Origin of the sequence: Capnocytophaga sp. H4358 (assembly GCF_002302515.1) — a bacterium.
GTDB classification, from domain to species: domain Bacteria; phylum Bacteroidota; class Bacteroidia; order Flavobacteriales; family Flavobacteriaceae; genus Capnocytophaga; species Capnocytophaga canis.
This window is the reverse complement of sequence record NZ_CP022380.1, coordinates 935,400-950,417: the sequence shown is the minus strand read 5'-3', so window position 1 is coordinate 950,417 and position 15,018 is coordinate 935,400. Positions and strand designations below refer to the sequence as shown.

The following is a 15,018-nucleotide window of genomic DNA, read 5'->3' as shown; positions in this document are numbered from 1 at the left end:
CTTAATTTTTCAGTAGATACCAACTCAAAAAGGCATTTTTGAAACAAATAAAATAGAGGCTGACCCGAAAAAGGTTAGCCTCTATTTATTGATTCAATCATTTGTCATTTAATCATTCTGTTCTCCTCGCTTTGCATTAAAATAAAGCTTATACTCTTTTCCTCCTTCTTCAAAAAGGACGTAAAGTGTATGTCTTCTCGTATAAACATCTCTGTATTCCCAAAAATTTAATTCCCCCGTCATAATAGAGTTAGAACCCTCATAAACAATGAAATTAGTAATCTTTGCATTTTGATATTCAGGGAATACAATAGCTTTAATATTAATTTTGGAAATGTCTCCATTAAATTTCACTCTTAATTGTTTTTTGAAATATTTACTATTTTCGTGATAGACTTCTGCTTCTTGTATTCGCATTGTTGGATGTGTAGGTTTCGGCAACTCTACTTTGATAGTGATTGGTGTCTCCACTTCCCCAAACGAATCTACGTTACTATCTATAAAGAGTTTATATTCCGTCTCTGCCAAGAAATTAAATGGGACAGTAAGTACCAAATTTCCTTGCGCATCTATCTCTTTTCCAATCATCGAAATCAATTCTTTAGAAGGAGTGCGACTTCTTATAGCTGTATAATGATTGATTTTATCTCGACCTCCGTCCCGTAGATCACCATGTGGATAGAATAAGTTTGATCCTTTAATCACCAAAGTTTCACCTTGTGTAACAGAAGTTTTTGAAACTCCCGTAACCACAGGAGGTTTAGGGATATACACTTTAACTGGCTCATTTTTATTGTTTACTAAAGGATAAGTATATTCTTTTCCTTCGTAGCGGATAACAAACTCAAAATCCGTACCTGTCTCCAATGAAGTATTTGGAAGCTCTAACGGAGCTTCTAGTATAATTGTTGTAGAATTAGTATGAAATCTTGCATTTTCTAATGGGAGATATTCTCCATTTTTCTTAATAAAGAAACTGTGCTTTGCAAAGTCTTTTCTGTTTATACTCGCAAAAATTCCAAATTGCTCTGCAAGATAAAGCAAGGAATTAGGTGTTTTTGGGCCTCCGCCATTACTCGTAATATAATGAAAAACGGGGTTCCCGCCATGAAGCACAAAAGTATAGCTCATCGCACTATTGTTCTCTGCAATACGAACATCTAACTTATATATTCCGTTCAGATACGTATCTGGAAGTTTTACGTGTATTTTTTTGTTAGTATCATCTACTTTTTGGATAGTGAGTGGCACACTTGATTTTCCATCTTCGGTAACCAACGAAACCCGAATATCTTCGTGCTTTGGCAAAACATTCACACCAAAAACAATGGTTCCTCCTGGAGGGACGTTTCGGAATTCTTCTCCATTAATTGATAAACTCAGCTTTGGCAAATCGTCAAAGATTACTGTTACAGTATATTTTAGAACCGTTTTTCCGTCTTCGGATGTAACGGTATATTCCACAGGTTTGGTGTAGTCAAGCGTTTGTCCTGCCTTCGGATGAATCGTTGCTCCCTCTGAAATTTCAAATACAGAGGTCAATTTGGTTACGTCTGTAGTTAAGGGAACTACTATTCTGATATCAGCATTTTTATCATGTTGATTTAAGCTAGGATGCGGGTTGTAGTGATCACGTGATTTACCAACTTCTTTAAAATGCAATCGGTAGATATTACTTTCTGAAAGAAGTCGTTTAGTAACAATGACTTTATATTCCGCCTTAGTTCCATCCTCTGCCGTTATGGTGTAGACCACCGGGGTAGTATAGTCTCTTTTTTGCGTTGGATCGGGACTGATGGTAGCCTTGTCAGGAATACGAACTGTGGCTACCAACGCCTTAATATCAAACGGAGTTTCGATAACTGCCGTCACCACATTATCTTTTATTTCTGTGTTACGCCATTTTCCAGTGGCTTCATCAAACAAAGTAAAGTCTCCAAGGATTTTTTGAGAACTCAATTTTTGTTCAGGTTCGTTAGGAATTTCTCCTGTTGGGTTGTCCTTCCCACAGCCAATGACAAGCAATGTCATCAGCACTAAGTACTGTAATTTTTTCATCTCTTTGTTAATGTTTTAAAATAGGAGCAAAAGTAAAAAATCCGTTCTTAAAAAACTGCCATCACTTTCATAAAAAATCTAAAATTACTAATGAACCCCTATTACAAAAACGCTCTTCATCCTCCACTTTCGTAGCCCTGATTTGAGCAACAGTACAAATTAGATTTTTAAAAACAACAATTTTATTGAATATACAATTTGAAAAAATTGAAAATTGGAGTTTAATGGTTGTAGCTTTACTTCATAGAATATTTTTGTAGCAAAAAAGATTGCTTATCAGTTTTGAATACCACAAAAAGAGGCTAAAATTTGAACAAGTCGTGGTTTTATTTTGTAGATTTGTATCCTGTTTGATGTGAAATGAACGCTAAAATAGATAACCACCTAATAAAAATAATGGTATGAAAAAAATATGTTCTATAATGATATTTATCCCATGTTTATTGTTTGGACAAAAAATCAACATTTCCTATATTGATTCTCTTTTTCAGAAAGAATTTAAAAACGGAAAGTTTAGCGGACATGTACTTGTTTCACAAAATGATACCATCGTTTACGATGTTTTTTTTGGAAAAGCCGACTACGAAAAAAATATACCATTTACCCGAAATACGATTTTTCAGTTGGCGTCAGTTTCAAAACAATTCACGGCAACAGCAGTCTTAATTTTGGAACAACAAGGGAAATTGAAATTAGAAGATTACGTTAAGAAATACTTGCCGACTTATCCTTATAAAGATGTTAAAATCATACATTTATTGAATCACACTTCGGGTATGCCCGATTTTTCAAAAACGATGGTTCCCGATTTGAATATGAAAAAAATCAATGGTAACAAAGAGCTGATGAAAATGTTATCATCGGGGAAATATCCACAACAATTGTCGGCGGGCGATAAGTGGGATTACTGTGACATAGCATATTGTACTGCAGCCGTTTTAATCGAAAAAGTTAGCGGAATGCCATTTAAGGAGTTTATGCACAAGTACATTTTCAAACCTGCTCAAATGAATGACACTTCTGCCGAATATTACACCGACAAAAGATTAGTTACAAAGAAAGAAATTTGTCAGGGCTATGAACTTGATGAGCTAACGAAAACCAGAAAAATAGCCTATGAACAGCCTCATAATTCGTATGTTCGTGGTTTGGGTGGTTTTTATGGTGACGGATCGGTTTATTCCACAGCCTATGATTTGCTGAAATGGGATAAAGCTCTACATTCCGATGTTATTTTAAATCAATCAAGTAAACAGAAATTGTTTTCGCCTACGCTTTTAAACGATGGTTCCTACGCAAAAGATTTGGATTACAACTACGGATTGGGTTGGTATATTGGTGAAAATCCTCAATGGGGAACTTTTTATTTTCATCCAGGTGGTCAGGCGGGATATTGCACCAAATTTATTCGTTTTCCTAAGCAAAAAGTTGCCATTGTGATACTTTCAAATCTCACGCATATTGATTTTTACAGTTTTACGAATATTTATCATTATATTTTTGGCATTAATAAAATTTTTATGCAAAAATAAACAAAAATATCTCGGAATAATCATTTCGTATATATCACTACCTGAAGTCCAAAAATCCGTTTGAAAGAAAAACTCAAAATTATAGAATGAAATTCTTATTTTTGCACCGCAAAAGTCATTAGTAAATAGTTTAGAGGTGTCTAATTATTTAAAGTGTTTTTGCTTAAAGCCAAATAGAAATATGTTTCAAGAAAAATATGACGTTATCGTAGTGGGAGGCGGACACGCAGGAGCCGAAGCCGCTGCTGCCGCTGCCAATATGGGAGCGAAAACCTTGCTCATCACAATGCAATTGCAAAATATAGCACAAATGTCGTGCAACCCAGCGGTGGGGGGCATCGCCAAGGGGCAAATCGTTCGTGAGATTGACGCTTTGGGTGGATATACAGGCATTATTACCGACAAAACCGCCATTCAGTTCAAAATGCTCAACCAATCGAAAGGTCCTGCAATGTGGAGTCCTCGAGCTCAGTCTGACCGAATGCGATTTGCCGAAGAATGGCGTCTGCAACTCGAAAGATTGCCCAATCTCGACTTCTATCAAGATATGGTTTCCGACCTCATTATCGAAAATCATCAGGTAAAAGGCGTAAAAACCTCTTTGGGGATTCCTATTTATTCCAAATCGGTGATTCTTACTAATGGAACTTTCTTAAATGGAGTTATTCATATAGGAATGAAGCAGTTAGGAGGCGGAAGAGCCGGTGAAAAGGCTTCCAAAGGGATTACCGAATGCCTTGTTTCTCACGGATTTGAATCAGGAAGAATGAAAACAGGAACACCACCGCGTGTGGACAGTCGTTCGCTTGATTATTCCAAAATGATTCCTCAACCCGGCGATGAAAATCCTGAGAAATTTTCCTTTTCGGAAGAAACACAACCGCTTCAAATTCAGAAAGATTGCTATATGACCTACACCAGCGAGGAAGTACACGACTTGCTCCGCACAGGATTTGACCGCTCACCGATGTTCAATGGGGCAATCCAAGGCGTGGGACCACGTTATTGTCCATCAATTGAGGATAAAATCAACCGATTTGCCGACAAAGACCGCCATCAAATCTTCGTGGAACCCGAGGGTTGGAACACGGTAGAAGTGTACGTAAACGGATTTTCAACATCGCTTCCAGAAGAAGTTCAGTTTGAAGCAATGCGAAAAATAGAAGGCTTTGAAAATGTGAAGTTTTTCCGTCCAGGGTACGCCATTGAATACGATTATTTTCCGCCGACACAACTCAAACACACGTTGGAAACGAAACTTATTGAAAATCTGTATTTTGCAGGTCAAATCAACGGAACAACAGGTTATGAAGAGGCTGCCGCACAAGGAATTATGGCAGGGATAAATGCCGTACAGAAAATTCGTGAGCAAGAGCCTTTCATTCTGAAGCGAAATGAGGCTTACATCGGTGTTTTGATTGATGATTTGATTACCAAAGGAACGGAAGAACCCTACCGAATGTTCACCTCGCGGGCGGAATATCGCACTCTTTTGCGACAAGACAACGCCGATGCACGACTTACGCCACTTGGTTTCTCATTAGGATTGGCATCGCAAAAACGAATGGACGTTTTGGAAAGAAAACAAGCAAAGACCAATGCTTTTGTGGAGTTTTTTAAGGAAACGAGTATCAAACCCGAAGAAGCGAACCCGATTTTGGAAAAATACGATTCATCTCCAATGAAACAAGGCGACAAGATGTTCAAAGTACTTTCTCGTCCAAACATTACCATCGCCGATTTACAACAATTGGAGAACGTAAAATCGTTCGTGGAAGCCAATGAAATTGATAAAGAAATCATTGAACAAACGGAAATCGAGGTAAAATACGCAGGGTACATCGAAAAAGAGAAAAACAATGCCGATAAACTTAACCGCTTGGAAGACATTCGTATACCTGAAAACTTCAATTACGATAAACTGACTTCTATTTCGTTTGAGAGCCGTGAAAAGCTGAAAAAAATCCGACCAACAACACTCTCACAGGCCTCACGTATCAGCGGTGTTTCCCCAGCAGATATCAGTATTTTGTTGGTGTATATGGGGAGGTAGTATAAGAATTATTTTAAGAATCTAATCTGTGAAATATTATGAGATGTACAGAATTTTACCCAACAATTGAAATTTGCCAAAAAGCATTTGATTTATTGCAATTAAAAGGTTATTTCAATGACGAAATGTGTCTCGGCTCTGTCGTTATTGAACATCACGATAGAGAGCTTATAAATTTTCTTAAAGAAAAAATGGGATATCAAGGAGATTTAGCGTCTCGTGGTTATTTTTATCCTCAACACGGAGCTGTTTATTGGATTTTTGATACAAACAAATTATCCGAAGAGGAAGCTAAAAGAATAACAGATGAATGGGTCGAAAATCATAAATTCTAAAGCAATGCAAAAATATTCTGTAAATCAATATCTAATAGAGGTTATATTAGCATCTGTAAAGGCAGGTGAAATTGCGATTCCTGAAATTCAGCGTCCTTTTGTGTGGGATAGTTCAAAGGTTCGTGATTTGATGGATAGTTTATATCAAGGTTATCCTATCGGATATGTGATTGCTTGGAGAAATCCGAATGTGAAACTTAAAGATGGAAGTTTAAGTGAGGGCAAGAAAGTTCTAATTGATGGACAACAACGAATAACAGCTTTAACAGCTGCAATTCTTGGACAATCAGTTGTGAATAAAAATTATCAACGCGTAAAAATCAAAATTGCTTTCAATCCTATTGAGGAACGATTTGAGGTTCAAAACCCTGCAATTTTAAAAGATAAAACTTGGTTGCCTGATATTTCTGATGTATTTTCAGGAAAGATTAGTTTTTTGAAATTAGTACGAGACTATTTAGCTTCAAATACTGAAATAGATGAAGAGTTAATTGAAAAATCTTTTACAAACTTAATAAACATTCCTAAAAAGCAGATAGGACTTATTGAACTTGCCCCTGAATTGGATATTGAAACCGTAACTGAAATTTTTATCCGAATTAACTCAAAAGGTGTGGTACTTAGCCAAGCTGATTTTGCAATGAGTAAAATCGCCTCTGATACTGAGAACGGAGGAAATGAATTGCGAAAAGCAATTGATTATTTCTGCCATTTGGCGGTGGCTCCTGAATTTTATCAGCATATTTTGGAGAATGATAAAGAATTTGCTCAAACGGAATTTTTCAGAAAAATGTCTTGGCTCAAAACCGAAAATGATGATTTGTACGACCCTACTTACAACGATTTAATTCGTGTGGCATTTACTTCGCAATTCGGCAGAGGACGACTTTCCGATTTAGTTAGCTTACTTTCAGGACGAAATTTTGAAACTCGAACTTTTGAAACTGAAATTGCTGAAAAATCATTTCAAAAATTGAAAAAAGGAGTTGAAAACTTTATCAATGAAACTAATTTTAAAAGATTTTTGATGATTGTAAAATCGGCAGGATTTATTTCGCCCAAACTCATCCGTTCGCAAAACGCTTTAAACTTCGCTTACATTCTTTATCTGAAATTAAAAGAGCTTCAAGTGAATCCCGTTTCTATTGAAAGTTATGTAAAAAGATGGTTGGTTTATTCTATCTTAACGGGAAGATATTCGGGGTCGCCAGAGAGTATGTTTGATTTTGATATTAAACAAATCTCTCAAAAACCTTTTGAACAATATCTTAGAGAAAAAGAGGAAGCGGAATTATCCGATGCCTTTTGGAACGCTTCACTACCACAAAGTTTAAATACCTCGGTGGCAAGTAGCCCTTATTTTTTAACTTTTTTAGCTTCACAAGTTAAGGCTAGCGATAAAGGATTTTTATCGAAAGATATTTCTGTCCGAGAATTGATTGAACACAGAGGCGATATACATCACTTATTTCCAAAAGATTACTTGAAAAAGAATGGATTGGAGAAAGGGCAATACAATCAAATAGCCAATTACGTGTATATGCAATCGGAAATAAATATCAAAATTGGGAATAAATCACCAAAAGATTATTTTGAATTGATTAAACAACATTCCATAAGCGGAATTTCAAACGAGCAAGAATTTTTAGGAAATCTAAAAATGAATTGTATTCCTACCGAAATTATACATATGAATATTGAAGATTATCAAGATTTTTTATCTTTGAGAAGAAAGCTAATGGCTCAAAAAATCAAAGAATATTATTTTTCACTATAATTAAACTCCTATCTTATCGGTGGTGCTTTCCCTGCAAAGGTTAGGGTCAATTTTGGTAACGATGTCATTTTTTATGATGACCATTTTTTATTTGAACAATGGAAAAAAGCAGCAAAAGTAGAACTTGATAGAACGAATTATTCAGGATATAGAAGAGCTCATAATCCTCTATATTACAGATTAGTTATGGATTTAGAGTACAGAAAGAAAATATTGGATTTGTGTGATTGATAACTATTTAGTTTTTTGATTATATGAAAACAACAAGCCTTACGTATCAGTAGAGTTTCCTCTTGTATGTATTAATCTTCTACTGGCTGAAGGCATTGGTTTTGATAGGTAGAGCTAACCTATATTGCATAATCATAGGCAAAAAATATAGAAAAACTTATAGAAATATATAATATATGACAAAAAAAACACTACTTTTGTTTGTTGGAATATTTTTCATGAATATTTCAGTAGCTCAGGAACTTCGTTTAGGTATAAAAAGTGTTGTCCCTCCGTTGAACGGAAGTTTAGCAAAGGCAATGGAGGATGAAACAGGCAATACCACTTACAACGGATTCATGAGTCGTATCAATATGGGCGTGTTTATCAATAATGCGTTCAGTAAACATTGGTCTTTACAGATAGAGATGCTCTACCGTCGGCAAGGATTCGAATACAAGAGTAGTGATGCTATCATAGACATTGCTCGGTGGAACGGTTCTTATAGGTTTGATTATGTTGAAGTTCCAATGTTGGTACGTTACAAAAATGGTCGAGATTTCGAGTGGTTTGTACAAGGAGGATTTTCGTCAAAAATTATATTACAAATCTATAATTTCGGCTATGAATGGGATTCTGAAATACATAGATACACGGAGAAATACGTAGGAACATACGCTACCGAGCGAGTTGATGAACATTTTCATCCGTCTTCAATTACAGCATACGGTGGGGTAGGGGTTATCTATAATTTTTCGGATAGTTTTTTTGCTATTGCAGAAACCAATGTCAGTTATGACCTGACACCTTTATCAAATAGGACTAAAATTCTTAATAAAAAATGGTCTTTTGATAAGGCAAAATTGTTTAATATAGCTTATTTTTCAATAGGTTTTGGATTTAAATTATAACCATAAAAAAATTAAAAATGATTGTTGCGCATTTAAACCATAGTGAGCGTTACGAAAAATTGCATCCAGCTTTCACAAAAGTATTTGCTCATATCAAACAAACAAACTTTTTAAATTTGGAACTCGGAAAAATAGAGTTCGATGGTGAAGATGTTTTTTTTATAAACGCGGAGCCTGAATGTCTTAGTAAAGAGAATCAGGTGTTGGAATATCATCAAAAGTATTTGGATATTCACGTGCTTCTAACAGGAGAAGAAACAATTGGATGGAAGAGTTTGACAGACTGTAAACATGAGAAAAAAGCCTTTAACACTGAAGAGGATTATGGTTTATATGAAGATCAACCTACGACCTACGTAACACTACAACCGAAACATTTTGCTATAGTTTATCCAGAAGATGCACACGCTCCCATCATTGGTCAAGGGAAAATACGCAAAATTGTGGTCAAAATTAAGGTTCTGTAAGCCTATACCGCATTCATATTATAGAAAATTCATTCCAGACGAATTTTAAAATTCTAAATAGTGAAAGTAACCACACGAATAAAGCAACCCATACGAGAGGAAATGGAACTTTTTGAACAAAAGTTTCAGGAATCGATGTCGTCAAAAGTGGCTCTTTTGAATCGGATTACGTATTATATTGTAAATCGGAAGGGTAAACAAATGCGTCCTATGTTCGTATTCTTAGTGGCAAAAATGGTGTCGGGGACTGTCAATGAACGTACTTACCGTGGAGCCTCCGTCATAGAATTAATTCATACAGCTACTTTAGTACATGATGATGTAGTAGATGATAGTAACAAACGACGAGGCTTTTTTTCACTCAATGCTCTTTGGAAAAATAAAATTGCGGTGTTGGTTGGCGACTATCTTCTTTCAAAAGGATTGTTGCTTTCTATTGATAATGATGATTTTGACCAATTGAAAATCATTTCCGTGGCAGTGCGTGAGATGAGCGAAGGAGAGTTGCTACAGATTGAAAAAGCACGGCGGTTGGACATTGTTGAATCAGTTTACTACGAAATTATCAGACAAAAAACGGCTACTCTTATTGCGGCCTGTTGTGCAATGGGGGCTTGTTCTGTTAAACCTGATGATCGCGAAACCATCGAAAAAATGCGACAGTTTGGTGAATATATCGGTATGGCATTCCAAATCAAAGATGATTTATTTGATTACACAGACGATGCCATAGGTAAGCCCACAGGAATTGATATCAAAGAACAAAAAATGACACTTCCCCTTATCTATACACTGAATAATTGCTCTGAAAAAGATAAAAAATGGATAATTAATTCTGTTAAAAATCATAATAAAGATAAAAAACGAGTGCGAGAAATTATTGATTTTGTAAAAAACAACAATGGGTTGTCATACGCAGAGACAAAAATGAAGGAGTTTCAACAAAAAGCATTGCAGATTCTGAATGATTTTCCTGATTCAGACTATAAAGACGCCTTGATAATGATGGTCAATTATGTTATTGATCGGAAAATATAGAATTAGACTGAATTCATATTGCAATAAAAATTTCTAATAAAATACAAGGAAAACGTTTTCTTCTATAAAAAGACTTTTTTTGAGTCATTTGTAACATATTTTTTGTATCTTTGCGGACGGGTTTACCTCTTTCTTAAGGTAGATTGTTGATGGTAGTAGTCACAACAATAAAACCTTTGGAGGTCAGTGTGAGAAATGTTTTTTACACTAAAATCAGATGTAACAAAAATAATAAATAATGAAAGTAGTAGTAATAGGAACAGGATATGTAGGATTAGTATCAGGAACTTGTTTTGCCGAAATGGGTAATAAAGTAATCTGTGTAGATGTAAATGCAGAAAAAATTGAAAAACTAAAAAAAGGGGTGATCCCTATTTATGAACCAGGGCTTGAAGCCATGGTTCTGAGTAACGTAGCTAACAAAAACTTGAACTTTACCACGGAGTTGTCGGAAGTGATTACCGACGCAGAAATTGTTTTTATCGCTGTAGGAACTCCGATGGGGGATGATGGTTCAGCCGATTTACAATACGTACTTTCCGTAGCGGAATCTATCGGACAAACGATGCAAAGCAAGCTCATTGTGGTGGACAAATCCACTGTGCCCGTAGGAACAGCCGATAAGGTAAAAGCAACCATTCAAGCCGAACTTCATAAGCGAGGTGAAAATATTGAATTTTACGTGGTTTCAAATCCTGAATTTTTGAAAGAAGGTAAAGCTATACAGGATTTTATGAAACCCGATCGCGTAGTGGTGGGTTCTGACAGTCAGTATGCAATGGAAAAAATGAAAGTTCTGTACGCACCTTTCTTTATGCAACACGATGGGTTTATCGGTATGGATATTCGTTCTGCAGAGATGACAAAGTATGCCGCCAATGCGATGCTGGCGACTAAAATTTCGTTTATGAATGAAATTGCCAATATTTGTGAACGGGTAGGAGCTGATGTTAATAAGGTACGTATTGGTATCGGTTCGGATAGCCGAATTGGGTATAGTTTCATTTATCCAGGGTGTGGTTACGGAGGCTCTTGTTTTCCAAAAGATGTACTGGCTCTCAAAAAGTTAGCGGAAGAGGTTCAGTACGATGCAGAACTTATTCAGTCAGTAGATAACGTGAATAATCGCCAAAAATTTGTGATTGCTCAGAAAGTTGTCAAAAAATACGGTGAAGACCTTTCTGGTAAAACCTTTGCTGTGTGGGGACTTTCGTTCAAACCCGAAACCGACGATATGCGAGAAGCTCCAGCTATTTACGTCATCAAAGAATTGGTAAAACGAGGAGCTAAAATACAGGCATATGACCCCAAAGCAGTTAACGAGGCGAAAATTTGCTACTTGAAAGGTGTTGATGTTGAATATGTTGATAGTAAGTATGACGCTCTAAAGGGAGCTGATGCAATGATTTTACTTACAGAGTGGAAAGAGTTCCGAGTACCCGACTTTGAAGAAATTGCTAAACTTTTAAAAGAAAAAGTTATTTTTGACGGACGCAATCAGTACAATTCGTTTGATTTGTCGAATAGAGGATTTGAATACATACAAATAGGAGTAGAATGATATGAAAAAGAAAATATTAGTAACAGGAGGTGCGGGTTTTGTTGGCTCTAATTTATGTGAAGCATTGGCTCAAAATCCAAATAATCAAGTATATTCATTAGATAATTACTTTACAGGAAGTCGTGATAACCATATTGAAGGAGTAACTTATATTGAAGGAAGTACTGAACATATTTTTGAGTTGGTAGATTTCAAACCCGATTTGATATACCATTTGGGAGAGTACTCTCGTGTAGAACAAAGTTTTGAAGACATAGATAAAGTGCTTTTATTCAATAGGATAGGTACTTCTAAGGTTTTGGAATTTTGTAGAAAGCATAAAAGTAAATTAGTTTACGCAGGAAGTAGCACTAAATTTGGAGACGGAGGAATTGGTAAAAATCAAAGTCCATATGCGTGGTCAAAATCAGCTAATACAGAGATGGTTAAAAACTATGGAGAGTGGTATGGTTTGGAATATGCTATAACATATTTTTACAATGTATATGGGAAAAGAGAGATTCGAGATGGGAAGTATGCTACATTAATAGCTCTTTTTTCCGAAAAAATAAATAGAGGCGAACCATTAACGGTAGTTAGTCCAGGTACACAGCAACGCAATTTTACGCATATCGATGATATTGTGGCCGGACTGCTATTAGTGGGAGAAAAAGGACAAGGCGATGAATATGGTATTGGTTCTCCAGAGGCGTATTCAATATTAGAGATAGCACAAATGTTTGGTGGAGAAATACAAATGCTCCCAGAGCGTAAAGGAAACCGAATGACAGCCGAGGTGGTTACAGAAAAAACACAATCCTTAGGGTGGAAAACGAAGAACTGTGTTAAAGATTATATCGAAAAATTCTTAAAAGAGAACAATAAATAATGAGGTAATGTTGTAAAAGTATGATGACTTAAGTAATTAACAATCAAAATATTATGTTTGTTTTAGAAGGCTATGTTTATCCATTGAACAAAAGTATTGGTTTGTGATGTAACTGATTTTAAGGAATTAAAAAAAGACAAAATCTAATACCGTTCTATCATTACGGAGTGTAAGTCATTGAATATCATTAACTTAATTTATTCTACTTTTTGCAACATGACCAAATGATGAAACAATACGACTATTTAATTGTAGGTGTGGGGCTTTTTGGACCTGTTTTTGCTCATCAAATGGTCAAAAAAGATAAAAAATGTTTGGTTATGGATAAAAGGGAGCGTCTTGGTCGAAATATACACTGTGAAAATATAGAAGGGATACGTGTTCGTAAATATGGCCCCATATATTCTATACTAGCAATAAAAAGATGTGGGATTATGTCAATTCCTTTATCGAATTTAACCGATATACCAATTCGCCAGAGGCTAATTACAAGGTGGCATTGTACAATTTGTCCTTCAATATGAATACTTTTTATCAGCTTTGGGGTGTGCCACAAGGGACTCACGCCAAAATAAAAAAGAGGCATTAGTAAGATTTTTATGATTAACTTTAGGAAAAAAGAATGGACTTTGTAGATTTTTTGAGAGAGATGTTAGGTATTACAGATGATTTTGCGATCACTTCGATAGTAAAAGACGAAGAAAATAAAATCATTAAAATTCACTTGAAATACCTTAATACCCATTTTGTTAAAGAAGGAAAGCGTTACAAACTGTATGATACCACCCCGAGCGAGAGTGGCAACATTTAAACTGGTTTGACTATCGGTGTTACTTGGTTTGCAGTCTGCCTCGTTATCTTTCTGAGGATGGTAAGCCTAAGGTTATCGACATTCATTTTGCACCTAAATACAAGGGATACACGCATTTATTCGCCGCCAAAGTCATAGAGACTTTACATAAAGTAAAGGTACAAAACACCGTTGCAGAACTGATGCATACCACCCCATATATGATAAGAAGCATTATGGAATCAGCCGTAGAAAAAGCACTTTTGGAACGAGGTGAAGTAAATGATTTAGAGGATATTAGCTTAGACGAAAAAGCATATGCCTACGGACATAAATACGCCACAATTCTTATCGATAGTGATAAAAATTGTGTAGTAGAAATGACCGAAGGTAGAAAAGAAAAAAATGTAAAAGCCTTGTTTTTCAGTGTTAATTCACAAGAGAAACAGCCCTCCCTGAAAAGGGTAAATATGGATATGTGGAAACCTTATATGAACGCCATTAAGGATATAGCTCCCCAAGCGATGATTGTACACGATAAGTTTCATTTATTCAAGAAGTTATCCGAAGCCATTGACAAGACCAGGAGAAAAGAGGTAAAAGAGACCGAATTGCTTAAAGGACAGAAATACACCGTATTAAAGAACGAAGAAAATCGCACAGAAGAGCAACAAAGAGCCTTTGAGCAAATGCTTAGTGAGAATTTACTTACGGCAAAGGCGTGGCAAATACGAGAGAATTTCAAGTATTTGTTTAGTTTAAAAGATGGTATAGCAATCAATTACGAGCTATGGAAAAATAATGCAATAAGTCAATCCATAACCGCTGTAAATGAAGTTATAAAGACCTTTGATAATCATTTACAAGGGATTATCAATGCGATAGTTACTCAAACATCCAGCGGGAAGCACGAAAATATGAATGGAAAAATACAATCCGTTATTTCAAAAGCAAGAGGATTCTTAAACTTTGAGCGTTTCAGAATAAACACCCTCTTTTACTTCGGTAATCTGAAGTTTAGCTCACAAAAAATTTAGTAATGCCATAAAAGAATAAAAATCGGAATATCTGCACATCGAAGAGCTTCAAGATTTGGAGGAAGAGGCATTAGTTTTGGGGTAAGGACATTTATGAAAAACTAATAGATTAGGTAATTAAGTATGGTTTTTTGTGTGTTTGAAAAATAAGGGATGGACAGTCCAATTTGTAAAAGCAAAAACAAAATAAATAATCGCATTATCAAAGATGTTTAGAGATATAAATGCAAGGATTGTGGGAGAAATATACTGTTACTCATAAATCTACTGCTAACTTCCCTCAGAACGAAGACTAGGCTTAATGATGTATTTGGAAGGTTAGGTTTTCATTCTATCGGGAGAATTTTAGGCGTAAGTCATGTAACGGTAATGAATTGGATA

13 protein-coding genes and 1 pseudogene are annotated in these 15,018 nt (G+C 35.7%); 13 read left to right on the top strand and 1 reads right to left on the bottom strand.

From position 1 onward, the window contains the following. Positions 1 to 108 precede the first annotated feature (108 nt). Complete coding sequence (locus CGC49_RS04060; RefSeq protein WP_095911899.1) at positions 109 to 2,058, bottom strand: DUF5018 domain-containing protein; 1,950 nt, start codon at positions 2,056 to 2,058, stop codon at positions 109 to 111. A gap of 422 nt (positions 2,059 to 2,480) precedes the next feature. On the opposite strand from CGC49_RS04060, the gene CGC49_RS04055 reads away from it, so the two are divergent. From CGC49_RS04055 to CGC49_RS03995, 13 genes and pseudogenes are all read left to right on the top strand, one after another. Then, the gene (locus CGC49_RS04055) at positions 2,481 to 3,590 is read left to right on the top strand and encodes a serine hydrolase (protein ID WP_157908991.1); all 1,110 of its coding nucleotides are present in this window, start codon (positions 2,481 to 2,483) and stop codon (positions 3,588 to 3,590) included. Between the two features lie 181 nt (positions 3,591 to 3,771). After that, the gene (mnmG, locus tag CGC49_RS04050) at positions 3,772 to 5,643 is read left to right on the top strand and encodes a tRNA uridine-5-carboxymethylaminomethyl(34) synthesis enzyme MnmG (protein WP_095911897.1); all 1,872 of its coding nucleotides are present in this window, start codon (positions 3,772 to 3,774) and stop codon (positions 5,641 to 5,643) included. A gap of 38 nt (positions 5,644 to 5,681) precedes the next feature. Further along, positions 5,682 to 5,978 carry a hypothetical protein gene (locus CGC49_RS04045; protein WP_095911896.1) on the top strand — a complete coding sequence of 99 codons (297 nt, stop codon included), beginning with the start codon at positions 5,682 to 5,684 and terminating at the stop codon, positions 5,976 to 5,978. A 4-nt stretch (positions 5,979 to 5,982) separates the two neighbouring features. Beyond that, positions 5,983 to 7,755, top strand: coding sequence for a DUF262 domain-containing protein (locus tag CGC49_RS04040; RefSeq protein WP_095912682.1), 1,773 nt, complete (start codon positions 5,983 to 5,985; stop codon positions 7,753 to 7,755). 407 nt (positions 7,756 to 8,162) lie between these two features. Beyond that, positions 8,163 to 8,876 (top strand): outer membrane beta-barrel protein, encoded by a 714-nt coding sequence (locus tag CGC49_RS04030; protein WP_095911895.1) that lies wholly within the window; start codon positions 8,163 to 8,165, stop codon positions 8,874 to 8,876. A gap of 17 nt (positions 8,877 to 8,893) precedes the next feature. Continuing rightward, on the top strand, positions 8,894 to 9,343 hold the full coding sequence (locus CGC49_RS04025; protein WP_042343586.1) for a YhcH/YjgK/YiaL family protein: 450 nt from the start codon (positions 8,894 to 8,896) through the stop codon (positions 9,341 to 9,343). Positions 9,344 to 9,403: 60 nt separating this feature from the next. After that, complete coding sequence (locus CGC49_RS04020) at positions 9,404 to 10,381, top strand: polyprenyl synthetase family protein (protein WP_095893479.1); 978 nt, start codon at positions 9,404 to 9,406, stop codon at positions 10,379 to 10,381. Positions 10,382 to 10,619: 238 nt separating this feature from the next. Then, complete coding sequence (locus CGC49_RS04015; RefSeq protein WP_095911894.1) at positions 10,620 to 11,942, top strand: UDP-glucose/GDP-mannose dehydrogenase family protein; 1,323 nt, start codon at positions 10,620 to 10,622, stop codon at positions 11,940 to 11,942. 1 nt (position 11,943) lies between these two features. Further along, positions 11,944 to 12,810, top strand: a complete 867-nt coding sequence (locus tag CGC49_RS04010; protein WP_095911893.1) for an NAD-dependent epimerase/dehydratase family protein — start codon at positions 11,944 to 11,946, stop codon at positions 12,808 to 12,810. 224 nt (positions 12,811 to 13,034) lie between these two features. Continuing rightward, a pseudogene (locus CGC49_RS11390) lies at positions 13,035 to 13,154 on the top strand (NAD(P)-binding protein); the annotation flags it as partial. An 80-nt stretch (positions 13,155 to 13,234) separates the two neighbouring features. Then, entirely contained in the window at positions 13,235 to 13,399 is a 165-nt protein-coding gene (locus CGC49_RS11385; RefSeq protein ID WP_369801123.1) for a hypothetical protein, read from the top strand. A gap of 33 nt (positions 13,400 to 13,432) precedes the next feature. Next, a complete protein-coding gene (locus CGC49_RS04000; protein WP_095911892.1) occupies positions 13,433 to 13,621 on the top strand; it encodes a hypothetical protein in 189 nt (62 codons plus the stop codon). A 23-nt stretch (positions 13,622 to 13,644) separates the two neighbouring features. Then, positions 13,645 to 14,637: an ISL3 family transposase gene (locus CGC49_RS03995; RefSeq protein ID WP_095911891.1), complete on the top strand. Its 993-nt coding sequence runs from the start codon at positions 13,645 to 13,647 to the stop codon at positions 14,635 to 14,637. Positions 14,638 to 15,018: the final 381 nt, after the last annotated feature.

Bases quoted from the DNA above. Each gene is read 5' to 3' on its own strand.
- CGC49_RS04060 (WP_095911899.1), bottom strand. From the start codon at position 2,058: ATGAAAAAATTACAGTACTTAGTGCTGATGACATTGCTTGTCATTGGC.
- CGC49_RS04055 (WP_157908991.1), top strand. From the start codon at position 2,481: ATGATATTTATCCCATGTTTATTGTTTGGACAAAAAATCAACATTTCC.
- mnmG (WP_095911897.1), top strand. From the start codon at position 3,772: ATGTTTCAAGAAAAATATGACGTTATCGTAGTGGGAGGCGGACACGCA.
- CGC49_RS04045 (WP_095911896.1), top strand. From the start codon at position 5,682: ATGAGATGTACAGAATTTTACCCAACAATTGAAATTTGCCAAAAAGCA.
- CGC49_RS04040 (WP_095912682.1), top strand. From the start codon at position 5,983: ATGCAAAAATATTCTGTAAATCAATATCTAATAGAGGTTATATTAGCA.
- CGC49_RS04030 (WP_095911895.1), top strand. From the start codon at position 8,163: ATGACAAAAAAAACACTACTTTTGTTTGTTGGAATATTTTTCATGAAT.
- CGC49_RS04025 (WP_042343586.1), top strand. From the start codon at position 8,894: ATGATTGTTGCGCATTTAAACCATAGTGAGCGTTACGAAAAATTGCAT.
- CGC49_RS04015 (WP_095911894.1), top strand. From the start codon at position 10,620: ATGAAAGTAGTAGTAATAGGAACAGGATATGTAGGATTAGTATCAGGA.
- CGC49_RS04010 (WP_095911893.1), top strand. From the start codon at position 11,944: ATGAAAAAGAAAATATTAGTAACAGGAGGTGCGGGTTTTGTTGGCTCT.
- CGC49_RS11385 (WP_369801123.1), top strand. From the start codon at position 13,235: ATGTGGGATTATGTCAATTCCTTTATCGAATTTAACCGATATACCAAT.
- CGC49_RS04000 (WP_095911892.1), top strand. From the start codon at position 13,433: ATGGACTTTGTAGATTTTTTGAGAGAGATGTTAGGTATTACAGATGAT.